The organism is Lentimicrobium sp. S6, from assembly GCF_013166635.1.
Classification (GTDB): domain Bacteria; phylum Bacteroidota; class Bacteroidia; order Bacteroidales; family UBA12170; genus UBA12170.
Map to the genome: position 1 here is coordinate 1 of NZ_JABKBZ010000043.1, position 12,071 is coordinate 12,071.

10 protein-coding genes are annotated in these 12,071 nt (G+C 34.7%); 3 read left to right on the top strand and 7 right to left on the bottom strand.

Annotated elements, in window-relative coordinates:
• The coding region (locus HNS40_RS13950) for a T9SS type A sorting domain-containing protein (RefSeq protein ID WP_172281853.1) at positions 1-1,401 on the top strand (1,401 nt) is incomplete at its 5' end.
• Positions 1,402-1,731: 330 nt separating this feature from the next.
• Here the strand turns inward: HNS40_RS13950 and HNS40_RS13955 are convergent.
• The 7 genes from HNS40_RS13955 to HNS40_RS13985 all read right to left on the bottom strand — a co-directional run bounded on the left by HNS40_RS13955 (position 1,732) and on the right by HNS40_RS13985 (position 9,596).
• Positions 1,732-2,790 (bottom strand): DUF4421 family protein, encoded by a 1,059-nt coding sequence (locus HNS40_RS13955; protein WP_172281855.1) that lies wholly within the window; start codon positions 2,788-2,790, stop codon positions 1,732-1,734.
• 194 nt (positions 2,791-2,984) lie between these two features.
• On the bottom strand, positions 2,985-5,057 hold the full coding sequence (locus HNS40_RS13960; RefSeq protein ID WP_172281857.1) for a response regulator: 2,073 nt from the start codon (positions 5,055-5,057) through the stop codon (positions 2,985-2,987).
• Between the two features lie 4 nt (positions 5,058-5,061).
• Positions 5,062-5,865, bottom strand: a complete 804-nt coding sequence (locus HNS40_RS13965) for an MBL fold metallo-hydrolase (RefSeq protein ID WP_172281859.1) — start codon at positions 5,863-5,865, stop codon at positions 5,062-5,064.
• 171 nt (positions 5,866-6,036) lie between these two features.
• Complete coding sequence (locus HNS40_RS13970; protein ID WP_172281860.1) at positions 6,037-7,170, bottom strand: response regulator; 1,134 nt, start codon at positions 7,168-7,170, stop codon at positions 6,037-6,039.
• A gap of 5 nt (positions 7,171-7,175) precedes the next feature.
• Positions 7,176-7,751, bottom strand: a complete 576-nt coding sequence (locus HNS40_RS13975; protein ID WP_172281862.1) for a DUF4136 domain-containing protein — start codon at positions 7,749-7,751, stop codon at positions 7,176-7,178.
• A 124-nt stretch (positions 7,752-7,875) separates the two neighbouring features.
• Positions 7,876-8,484 carry an RNA polymerase sigma factor gene (locus HNS40_RS13980; protein WP_172281863.1) on the bottom strand — a complete coding sequence of 203 codons (609 nt, stop codon included), beginning with the start codon at positions 8,482-8,484 and terminating at the stop codon, positions 7,876-7,878.
• Positions 8,475-9,596: a glycosyltransferase gene (locus HNS40_RS13985; RefSeq protein WP_172281865.1), complete on the bottom strand. Its 1,122-nt coding sequence runs from the start codon at positions 9,594-9,596 to the stop codon at positions 8,475-8,477. The genes HNS40_RS13980 and HNS40_RS13985 overlap by 10 nt, the downstream gene beginning before the upstream one ends.
• Positions 9,597-9,796: 200 nt before the next feature.
• On the opposite strand from HNS40_RS13985, the gene tgt reads away from it, so the two are divergent.
• Entirely contained in the window at positions 9,797-10,927 is a 1,131-nt protein-coding gene (gene tgt, locus HNS40_RS13990) for a tRNA guanosine(34) transglycosylase Tgt (protein ID WP_172281866.1), read from the top strand.
• Positions 10,928-10,930: 3 nt separating this feature from the next.
• Positions 10,931-12,013, top strand: coding sequence for an LptF/LptG family permease (locus HNS40_RS13995; protein ID WP_172281868.1), 1,083 nt, complete (start codon positions 10,931-10,933; stop codon positions 12,011-12,013).
• The last annotated feature ends 58 nt before the right edge of the window (positions 12,014-12,071 follow it).

Consider the following 12,071-nt stretch of genomic DNA (forward strand, 5'->3'; position numbering starts at 1 on the left):
TCTAACCAAGGTACTTGGACTGATGTTTTCACCATTGAAATACATCCTGACAATATAGTATATATGCCAGAGCTGGCTTATGCTGCTCACAACTTCGACCCTGCTGGCGAAGATGATGACAACCTTCCTGAAGGTGGAGAAACCATCAGAATGCCAGTAAGTCTTTTCAATTCTGGAAACCAAATGGCTACTGGTACTGAAGCTATCCTTTCTACTCAAGATCCTGATATCACTATCACCGATAATTCTGAAAATTATGGGGAAGTGAATATCAATGGTGAAGAATGGTGTGATTACGATTATAATTTTGATATTGCAACAGGAATCACTCAAGAAAGAGATGTGGAATTCACCTTAGACATTACTTCTAATGAAGGCACTTGGACTGATACTTTTATCGTAACCATTTATCCTGATAATGAAACTCCTTTACCGAATTTAGTGTACCAATCTCATTATTATGTTCAAGCAGGTGAAGACGATGATGACCTCCCAGAAGGTGGCGAATCCATCAGAATGCCTATAGAAATATTAAATTCTGGTGTTGCTAAAGCCAATGGTGTATCTGCTACTATTTCTACCACAGACCCATCTATTACAATTACAGATGATTTCGAATACTATCCTCCAATAAGCCCTAGTAACGATAAGTGGTCTGACTATAATTTCAACTTCGATATTGCACCTGGTATCACTCAAGCGCGCTTTGTAGAGTTTGCTATTGAAATGAATTCAGATGAAGGAACATGGATAGACTTCTTCTCTCTTGAAATTTTCCCTGACAACAGTTTACTTATGCCAGAACTTGTTTATTTTGATCATGAAATAGATGATACTGATTCTGATGAAAGTGATGGAGATGGTATTCCTGAATCTGGAGAATCTGTACAGCTACCAGTGAGAATTTACAACGAAGGCAACGGAATGGCCAATAATGTTTCTGCAGTACTTTCTTGTGATGATCCACATATTCAATTAGTGGACATTAACGAAAATTATGGAGATATTGATGCACTAGAGACCGAATGGAGTAATTATTCATATGATTTTGTAATATCGCCTAATTGTCCAGCGAAAGATGTCATGTTTACCTTGGAAATTACTTCCGATGAAGGAAGCTGGACTAGTTATTTTGCAATATCAATTTCAGAACCTGACAGTAAAGATATGACTTACCCTAATCCTAGTAATGGAACATTCAAAGTTCTATCTACAACACTTGATGGTAGCTATAAATATCAATTATTAGATATTTCTGGTAATGAAATACATAATGGGGAAGTATTTATTGCCAATCATCATGAACCGGTTATGAAATTTGATGGTTTGGTAACAGGAATATATTTCTTGAAGCTAGATAATGGTACTGAAATAAGAATGCAAAAAATTATTATTCAATAATTTTTAATAAACAATATGAAGCGAGCTTTATTCATTTAAAGCTCGCTTTTTTTTGAATAGTGCTCTGTAAAATTGTTTCTAATGTCTTTCTTTTATCTCTAAACTAATCAAAGGAACCAATGTTTTGAGCATAGTGAGCTGATTAGCAGCCATTAAAAAAAACTCAGAACTTGTGCACTGAAAGACAAAATTAAGGGCAAAATCTGATTATTTAATTTTACTATTCCTAATGTAAAATTTCGGAGTGGAAGTCCTTTAAATTCCTGATGACAATCTTTATCTTTTAGCTAATCAATAATTGAAATTAGATATTAATTTGTTACTTAGTAGCTAATCTAAAAACACATACTTCATCCAATTCCTTTTTTTAATAGGGAAGCGGTAACCAACAAAGATTTTAAGATATGTATAAGAAGTAGTTGCGTACCTATCAGCGAAGAGGTCACTGGCATAAATATCGGCTACAGCGAACACTCCTCCATAAAAACGTTTTCCATTATACCCTGCTGTTATTCTAGTATAAATAGAGCCTCCTAGACTATTGGAAAAGCGAACCTCATTCTCATTATGTAAAAGTATATCTCCATAACTATACAGTAAGCCAGGAATTAATGCAGCATGGATATAGTATTTCTTCTTAATACTAAAAGTATACATATAGCCAGCATTCAACCCTATTTTTAGATATTCAGCTTTTTTAAAATTGAGATAGGAATTTTGTAAACTATCTATTTTAATGATGGGTGTTGGAGAGTATATTCCCTCCATGGTGGCCAAAATACCAATGACAGGAGAGCCAGCACTTTTTAATTGCTGTTCTATTGGGCGCAGTGCCGCTTTATTGGAATATTTTTTATGATTAAATGTGTAATATACGCTTAGGTTTAATGTCCTGTTTCTTAAATTCTTAAGGTATGGATAGTATTCTTCATTTAAGAACCAGTCGGGATATAATCCTTCTACATTCTGGTGAGTAAATCCTTTTGTCCCTCTGTAATAAGCATTGGCACGAAGCTTTCTACCGGAGATACCTAGCTTAATAGCAAATGTTTCAGAATCACCTTTGTCTTTGTCATTTAGCTCAAGTCCGGGGATGGCATAAGTTATTTCCAATGCCAGCCATTCGTAATCAAAACCTAATCCAAAGCGCAAAGGTGTATTTGAAACAAAACGATAACGATAATCTGTTTTGGTGTTTACTAAATCGATTCCCGTTTGCTGACTTACAGCAATTGGAGCTAAATGAATATGATCACTTCTGCTTTCAATATAATTAGTGTCATATTTTAATGGTTTTAACTTGAAATTAGTGTCTATTTCAATAGCCCATGAACTCCATGACAGGAATACAAGAAGAATAAAATATATATGTTTATTTAGCGGATGCATTATTTGGTAAAACTAGATATAAGTCTTTTTATTATCGATAGAAGAAAAATAGTTTTATAAACATATTTCACTTGAAAATAATGAGAAATAAAAAGTGCTTTTCACTAACTTTTGTGTTCTGTTGAGGGAGTGATACTCTGTTCTTATAGAGTAGGAAGGCTTGTTTAGCTCGTTTTGTATTGCCAATTTTTATCCTATACAAATTTACTCAAAGTTTCTAAAAGCTGTTCTTGTTTAAAAGGTTTGCTAATGAAATCATTCATGCCGGCATCCATGCTTCTGTCCATATCTGCTTTCATGGCATTAGCAGTCATACTGATGATTGGAATGGCTTTCAGACCTTTCTCATTCTCATATTCTCTAATGATTCGAGTGGCTTCTAGTCCATCCATCTCTGGCATTTGCATATCCATTAGGATGATGTGATACTTGTTTTGCTCAAATTTCTGAACCGCTTGTAAGCCATTTTCGGCTATTTCCACGTGGTGTCCTAATTTCTGAAGTACAGTGATGGCAACTTTCTGATTAATTAAATTATCCTCCGCCAATAAGATTTTTAGAGGAGGAATTTTATATTTATCCTGACTAGTATTTTTTTCTTTTTGCTCTACCAATTCCTCGCTAAATAATACATGCATTAATGTCCTCTTGAGTTGCTCGAGTTTAATGGGCTTATAGAGATAAGCCTGAAATCCTGCTGTCTGGAATTCCTTTTTCAAGCTAAGTTGTGTCATAGATGATAAGAGTACCATCACTGCATTTTTAGTTTTTGGACTCTTTCTTACCATTTTTGCAAATCCAAAACCATCTATATCTGGCATCATATAGTCTGAAAGTACAAAATCGTAGGGTTGATGATTATCATAAGACTCCTCTAAAAGTTTAAAGGCTTCATAGGCAGGATATGCGGAGTCGCTCTTGCATCCCCAGAAACCTAGATACTTCTCTAAGATTTTTACATTGGTAGCATTATCATCTAGAATAAGTGCTTTTAAACCGGCCAGTTCTATTTCTGGTTCTTGATAGGTCTTATTCATGTCCATTTTCAACTTAGCGGTAAAGCTAAAGGTAGAACCTTCTCCTACTTCACTTTCAACTGACACATCGCCTTTCATTTGATTTGCGAGTCTTTTTGCAATAATCAATCCAAGGCCAGTCCCTCCAAACTTTCGTGTGGTAGAGGCGTCTACCTGGCTAAATGGTTTGAATAGTTTATTCATTCCTTCCTTTGAAATACCAACACCTGTATCTTGGATTTTAAAGAGGATTTCCACTTCATCATAAATCACTTCTATTACCTCTGCAGAAATTAATACTTCGCCACCTTCTGGAGTAAATTTAATGGCATTATTGGCAAAGTTGATCATGATTTGTTTTAAACGAACGGGATCCCCTAATAATTGATGTTTCACATCTATTTTGGTATAAGTGATGAGCTCTATCTTTTTATGGTCTGCTTTAAACACCAATAAATCGGCAATTTCACTGACTACCTCATCGATATTAATTGGGGTTTGTTCTAATTCAATTTTCCCGGCTTCTATTTTCGAGAAATCTAGAATATCATTAATGATACTTAATAGATTATTAGCTGAAGTATTAATAACATCTAAATATTCAACCTGCTCCTTGTCGAGTGTAGTTTGCTTTAATATTTCTGTCATTCCCATAATACCATTCATGGGTGTTCTGATTTCATGACTCATATTGGCCAGAAAAGCACTTTTAGTTTTATTGGCTAAAATGGCTTTCTCTTTGGCCTCTACCAACTCATTCATCAGTTTCTTACGTTCAGTTATATCGGTAATAAAAGTAAGTATTTTAGGTTTGCCATCCTCTCCGGTTAATAAGGAGGTATCTGCTAAAACATATTTGTCTTCTTTATCTTTTGATATTAATTGCCAATCTCTTCTGATGTCATTTTTTCCTCTATATAAATCGTAATAATCCTGTTGGATTTGTTCCAGATCACTTTTATGGAAAATGCCCCATATATTTTGACCTTTGAGATCGAATAAAGAACAATTCATGAGCTCACAAAAGGCAGGGTTTACATATTCAAATACAGCATTTTCATCTGAGACTGACATTCCAATAGGAGTATTCTCAATAATATTACGAATTCGCTTTTCACTCTCTTTTAGTTTGCCAGCTGAAGTTTTGTATAACTTTTCAATGGTTTTCCATTGTTTCATGGCTTGCTTGAGAAAAGCGTTTTCTTTTTCAAGGCTTTTTATTCTCTTTTGAAATTCGTCGGCTGTTTCCATAATTCTAATGACTGAGTTCGGGATATACAATATCTAATCCACATTTTAAATCTTCTAAATATTTAATGGCATCAATTACGTATTCTTTTGGGATAATACTTCCATGTTGTGGTAAAATGCAATTTATTTTTTGGTCTTGAATTTTCAAGGCAAAGCCTTTTGCTGCTACATTAGAGGCCATATAATCCAAATGGAATAAATCTAATTTCATTTGATGGTCTTCAAAATCATCAACTACCAGATTCCAATTGATATCTAGAGCCGCCCAAATATCACCACTCAACAAAAAATGGCTCTCTCGGTCTAAGGTGGTAAAGGCACCAGGGAAATGTAAAAATGGAGCCTCAATAAACTCTAAAATTCTACCATTTGAAAATTGATATTTGAAATCATTATCTTCACCAATACTATAGAATTGGTAATCTTCAACCCCATAATGAGGTATTAAAACTTGAGTGCGGTCGGAGGTGATTATTTTTAGTTCTGGTATTAGAGTTAGCCAGTCAACCATGGAGCCAGCCACATCAGGATCTTGATGACATAATACAATACCTTTGAGCTGTTCTAAAGGAATAACTTCTTCTACTCTTTTTCTCACAAAATCAAAATAGGCTCTGCTCCCAGGATCGAATAGAATAGCTTCTTCACCGCTTACTATGAGATAGGTGTTACATCTAAATGCTGTATCCTCTGGTATTCCAAGCCAATAGATAGCGTGTTGGGCATCATTAATAAAGACAGGGCAAGGTTTGCCGGTCAGCTGGTCGATAGGGATATTTAATTCGCCTAAATTAATCTGGTTTTCCATAGTTTTAAAAGATTGTTCACTACCAAATATAAGAAAAAATAGGTAATAATACAATCGGAAAATATAATAAACCATGGTATTTTATAGAAAGATAGAGGAGCTTTAAAAATTAGCCTAGTGTTTAAGGGTTTGATAATTAGGTGTTTAATTCTAGACAAACGGCTTTGGATACTATTTGCAGAGACGGAAACGAGTAGTAAAAGTAAAACAAGAACCCACTCCTTTTTCGCTTTTTAACTCGATATCACCACCCATAATTTGGCTTAATCTTTTCGAAATGCTCAAGCCTAGGCCACTGCCACCAAACCTTCTAGTGATAGTTTGGTTGCTTTGTGAGAATGGTTTAAAAATGTCTTTTTGCTCTTCCTCATTCATTCCAATTCCGTTATCGCAAACCTGAGTGCTTATGAATAAATGGTTTTCGCTTTTATTCTCAATGATGACATTAAGTTTAACCTCACCGCCTTTGGTGAACTTGTTAGCATTCCCAACTAAATTATATAGAATTTGCTTATAGCGTGTAATATCCCCAGATAATTGCACTGGGATATTATCGTCAATATTTAAAAAGAAACTATTTTTATTTCCTGTATTCTGAAGTTCGAAAGACTTGATCATTAGTTCCAGCTCTTTCTTCAGATTAAAATGAGAGCGGTCAAGTTCTATCTGGCCCATTTCTATTTTTGAATAATCAACTAAGTCATTCAGCAAACGGGACATGTGATCGGTGGAGGAACTTAGTATATTCAGGTAGGTTAATAGTTCAGGATCTTTAATATCGTCACGCATTAAGTCTGCAATACTAGCTATGACGCCAAGCGGATTTCGTATTTCATGACTTACCGTTCCAACAGCAAGGATCTTATCTTCTAGGGCTTTTAAGGATTTAGTCTTCTCTATTTCCAGATCTCGTCGAGATTGTTCAATCTCTAAAAATATAAGGACTTTAGATTGAAGGATTTCCATATTAAGTGGTTTTGTCATATAGTCTACACCACCCTTCCTGTATCCTTTGAAAATACTGAACTCATCAAAGTATACCCCACTGATAAAGATGATTGGGGTTTTGCTATTTCGATAGCCACTTTGTATTATTTCTGCCAACTGAAAACCATCCATTTCAGGCATTTGTACATCAAAAATCAATAGTGCATAATTTTTACTATTAATCCAGTAAATGGCTTCTTTTGCTTTGGTTGTGATATCAATATCAGCTCCTAGATGTTTGAGTGCTTCAGCAGTTACTAAAAGGTTTTGCTTGTCATCATCAACTATTAATACACGTGGTCTTTCGCTGAGTTCCATTGGGTTTATTTTGAGGCTTGAAGGGGGAAACCTTTAAAAAGTTTTTCCATAACTACATTTATGGCCTCACCGTCACCTTTTTTATGAGACTTTAAAGTCTTTTTAGCAATACCTTGCCAAGCCAATTGTTTTTTCTTCACATCCAAAAGGTCAACTATTAATGTTCCTTCTTCATAATCGTAACTATGCATGGTTCCAACAACAGAAACTCCACCTGGGCTATTATATCCCCAAGGGCCATAATAATATCCTACAGTTGGGCCACCAGAAGAGTAGAAGTCATTAAAAGTAGCAGTTCCAGTTTTTTCATCAATTATTAAAAATAGATTGACGACTAAATCTGTTTTTCCTTCACCTTTTACATAACCTATTTTTTCTAATTGAGCTGTGCAAGCAGCTCTAAATCTTTTTTTATCGCGCTCACTTAAAATCTCATCACTTTGTTTGTTCCATGGTACATAAGAAAATGTTTTGTATACGCTAAAATCAGCTTGCGGATCATAGTCAACGGTAGTTTTTACAGTATTACAAGAGGTGAGAGCCAATGCAAGTATGATAAGTAAAGGGAAAAGTTTATTCATAATGGATATTTTAAATCGTTTTATAATTTTAAAGATACTTGTTTATACAAAGAAAATCAAATATTTTCAATTAATATTAAAAAAAATGAAAAAGGAATATTAGGATAATTCGTGAAATTTGGTTCTAAATTTTGTCTTTAGATTCTTTCAAAACATTATAGAGAAACTCACGAGCTCTAAACAATTGGGCTTTAACTGTTCCTAATGGGAGCTCTAGTTCTTCAGCAATTTCTTCATAGGAATATTCTTTGAAATACCTGAGTTCAACAAGTGTTTTATAGTGCGGCTTCAACTTGTCTACTATTCCTCTCATCAACTGAATTTTTTGCTGTCTAATGAAAGCTTCCTCTGGGTCTAATCCTCCAGATTCAATATTTTGTGACATATCAGGCCCTTCCTCACTATTGGAGTATGGTTTGTCGATGCTTAGTGTGTGTTGCTTTTTCTTTCTAATAAAATCAATAGCATTATTGGTTGCTATTTTAAAAAGCCAGGTGCTAAAAGCATATTTGGGTGAATAGGATTTGATATTTTTAAATGCTTTTCCAAAGGCTTCAATGGTTAAATCTTCAGCATCGGTGGCATTATTAGTCATTTTTAGGAGCATGAAGTAAAGGCTATCCCTATAATTTTTCATCAATTCTGCATAAGCATCTTGATTACCTTTTAGGGCCTTTAAAACTAATTCGTAGTCTCGTTGAGCTTTATGAGTCAGCTTATTGTTTACTTCCATTTGTTTTTAGTGTAGATGGTGTTACTCATTACCAATAAACTATTGAGTAAAAAGATAAACAGTTCTAATATTGGCGAAGTTAAAAATAATTTCTTTTCGTTGAGCTTATTCATACTAGTTTTCTGAATCACCATGAAACTGATTAAACGAACAGCCAAAATGCCTAATACATAGTAAAATAGGAATCCAGTATACATCTGGAAAGCAAATAGAGAATAGAATAAGAGCAAGCTGAATGGGTATAAACTCAATACAAATTGATGTCTTTTTTTGTATAATTTACCCGCTGACAAATGTCTTTTCTTTTGTTTGATCCATTGACCAAAAGTCGTTTTAGGTACACTGTAGGTGAAGCTATCTGGATTAATACAAATTTTTACATTATTCTTTTTTGCAGTTTCGTTCACGAATAAATCATCGTCACCAGAAGCGACCCTATAATGTGAGATAAATCCATTATTCTTAAAAAAAAGGGATTTTGTATATGCCAAATTTCTACCTACACCCATATATGGCATCTTTGCTAAAGCAAAGGAAAGATATTGTAAGGCTGTGAAATAACTATAATATCTGATAAGTGAATTAAGAATTCCTTTTTTGGGTTGGTAAGGACCATATCCTAAAATGATTTGAGTTTGTTCATCAAATCCCATTTGCATATTCCTTATCCAGTCTTTGCTATTTACTTGACAGTCGGAATCGGTTAGAAGTAATATTTCATGTTTGGCCGATTTGATTCCAATAGAAAGTGGGAATTTCTTGCCAGGGTAAAAACTCACACTATGATTCATATTCACCACTTTCAAATGGTCATACTGATTATTCAATCTGTCTAGTAAGGCCATGGTTTCATCATCGGAGCGGTCATTTACCACTACTACTTCATATTCAGGATAGTCTTGTGTTAAAATACTGGGTAGATGTTTTTGTAGAAAGAAATAATCATCTCTAGCAGTAATAACCACCGAAACAGGTTTTTCAATTCGCTTATCTATGTTTGGTTTATAAAAAGCCAAACGCCCAAAAATGAACCAGATATAGATCATCTGTATCAAAAAGGCCAATGCAAAAACACCGAAAATAATAATGTTTATATCGTAGAAATTGATCATTTATGCTTTATTTACAAGAAACGAAAGTACAAAAGGCATGGACTGTATTTTTTCGGCCCTTGCTTATTTACTAAAGACCATTTGTTGATAAAAATGAATGCATGAAAGGAGCGCTTTTTCTTGAATTCCTTAACAATTAATAACTTACAAAAATAGCAGACAATAAGGCATTTTCTATCTTTGCAAAAAACTAGAATAGCATGGATTTTCGGATTGATAAATTAGACGATAAAAGTAAAGCAAGAGCGGGTGAGATTACAACCGATCATGGAAAAATACAAACTCCTATCTTTATGCCTGTCGGTACTGCTGGTGCGGTAAAAGCAGTGCATATACGTGATGTAAAGGAAGATACCAATGCCCAAATCATATTAGGGAATACTTATCACCTTTATCTTCGTCCTGGTATGGAAATAATGGAAGCAGCCGGAGGATTGCATAAATTCAATGGTTGGGATAGACCAATATTGACAGATAGTGGTGGATATCAAGTTTATAGTTTAGCTGGTACTCGTAAGTTGACTGAGGAGGGTGTTCTTTTTCAATCTCATATAGATGGTTCAAGACACATGTTTACTCCAGAGCGTGTAATGGATATCGAAAGAAGTATTGGTGCAGATATCATGATGGCTTTTGATGAGTGTACGCCTTATCCATGTGACTATGAGTATGCTAAGAATTCTATGGAAATGACCCACCGTTGGTTGGACAGGTGTGTGAATCAATTCAAAAATACAGAAGGAAAGTATGGGCATAAACAAGCCTTATTCCCTATTGTGCAAGGAAGTACTTATAGTGATTTGAGGAAACGGTCGGCAGAGTATATTGCTAATGTAGGAGCCGAAGGAAATGCAATTGGTGGATTATCCGTTGGTGAGCCAGCTGAGATGATGTATGAAATGGCTGAAGAGGTTTGTGATATCTTACCAAAAGATAAGCCACGTTATTTAATGGGTGTAGGAACACCAGTGAATATTTTAGAGGGAATTGCTTTAGGAATAGATATGTTTGATTGTGTGATGCCTACTCGTAATGGAAGAAATGGAATGTTGTTTACCAGTGAAGGAATCATCAATATTAAAAATAAGAAATGGGAAAAAGATTTTAGCCCTATCGATCCAAATGGATTCTCTTTTGTAGACAGTATTTATTCCAAAGCCTATATCCGTCATCTATTTGTGGCCAAAGAAACTCTAGGTCCTATGGCTGCAAGTCTGCATAATCTTCGTTTTTATTTATGGTTGGTAGGCGAAGCTAGAAAGCATATCTTAGCAGGTGATTTTGCCTCATGGAAAAATATGATGGTTCCAAAATTACAGAATAGACTATAATATATGCTCAAAAAGATTGATAGATATATCATCAAGAAGTTTTTAGGAACTTTTTTCTATGCCATTACACTTTTGGCAGGGGTGATTATTGTTTTTGATTTATCGGAAAAGATTCAGGATTTGTTGGAGAATAAAGCTCCATTATATGAGATTATTTTCTCGTATTACTTAAATTTTCTCCCATACTTTATCAATCTTTTTAGTTACCTCTTTGTTTTTATCTCCGTTATCTTCTTTACTTCCAAATTGGCAACCAATACCGAAATTATTGCCATCCTCAGTAGTGGGGTTAGTTTTAGACGATTACTGAGACCCTATATGATTGCCGCTACTTTTTTAGCACTCATGTCTTTTGTGTTGGGTAATTTTGTAATTCCTCACACCAATGTTAAGATGCGAGAGTTTAAGCAGAAGTATATTTCTAACTTGAAGATGGATAGGGGACAAAATATTCATTTTCAGATTTCCCGGAATAACTTTGTTTATGTGGAGCGCTACGATGAAAGAACACTGTCTGCTATGAAATTTTCTTTGGAGCAATTTGATGATGACGGAAGCTTGATATATAAGCTCAATAGTGGAAAAGCTATTTATGATACAGTAAATAACAATTGGAAAATCAAGGACTTTTATATTAGAGAGATAGATGGCTTGAAGGAGGTGTTAACAAAAGGCTCCGAAATGGATACCACCTTGGCTTTGATACCCAAAGATTTAATTCTGATTAAAGAGGATTATGAAGTGATGGACTTTTTTGAAATCAATAAGTTTATCAAAGATCAAAAGATGAAAGGCGCCGGAAATGTCATTCAATACGAAGTAGAACAGCAAAAGCGAACGGCTTATCCATTTGCTGCACTTATTCTGACTTTAATTGGGGTTTCGCTATCATCTAGAAAAGTAAGAGGAGGAATGGGAATGCATTTGGGTTTAGGTATTGCCTTGACCTTTATATACATACTCTTCATGCAGTTTGCTACTGTTTTTGCAGTATATGGAGGATTATCTCCCATTTTGGCTGCTTGGATTCCCAATATAGTTTTCTCTTTTATTGCTTTCTATTTGGTTAGGAATGCTCCTAAATAGTGCTCGTCTATAAAGCCCAGCATCATCGTTGTTGCTCAAAATCCAAATCCTCAATTAC

What these genes read in the sequence shown, in the direction of transcription:
- HNS40_RS13965 (WP_172281859.1), bottom strand. Translation starts at nt 5,865, where the DNA reads ATGGAAAACCAGATTAATTTAGGCGAATTAAATATCCCTATCGACCAG.
- HNS40_RS13970 (WP_172281860.1), bottom strand. Translation starts at nt 7,170, where the DNA reads ATGGAACTCAGCGAAAGACCACGTGTATTAATAGTTGATGATGACAAG.
- HNS40_RS13985 (WP_172281865.1), bottom strand. Translation starts at nt 9,596, where the DNA reads ATGATCAATTTCTACGATATAAACATTATTATTTTCGGTGTTTTTGCA.
- HNS40_RS13960 (WP_172281857.1), bottom strand. Translation starts at nt 5,057, where the DNA reads ATGGAAACAGCCGACGAATTTCAAAAGAGAATAAAAAGCCTTGAAAAA.
- tgt (WP_172281866.1), top strand. Translation starts at nt 9,797, where the DNA reads ATGGATTTTCGGATTGATAAATTAGACGATAAAAGTAAAGCAAGAGCG.
- HNS40_RS13980 (WP_172281863.1), bottom strand. Translation starts at nt 8,484, where the DNA reads ATGGAAGTAAACAATAAGCTGACTCATAAAGCTCAACGAGACTACGAA.
- HNS40_RS13975 (WP_172281862.1), bottom strand. Translation starts at nt 7,751, where the DNA reads ATGAATAAACTTTTCCCTTTACTTATCATACTTGCATTGGCTCTCACC.
- HNS40_RS13955 (WP_172281855.1), bottom strand. Translation starts at nt 2,790, where the DNA reads ATGCATCCGCTAAATAAACATATATATTTTATTCTTCTTGTATTCCTG.
- HNS40_RS13995 (WP_172281868.1), top strand. Translation starts at nt 10,931, where the DNA reads ATGCTCAAAAAGATTGATAGATATATCATCAAGAAGTTTTTAGGAACT.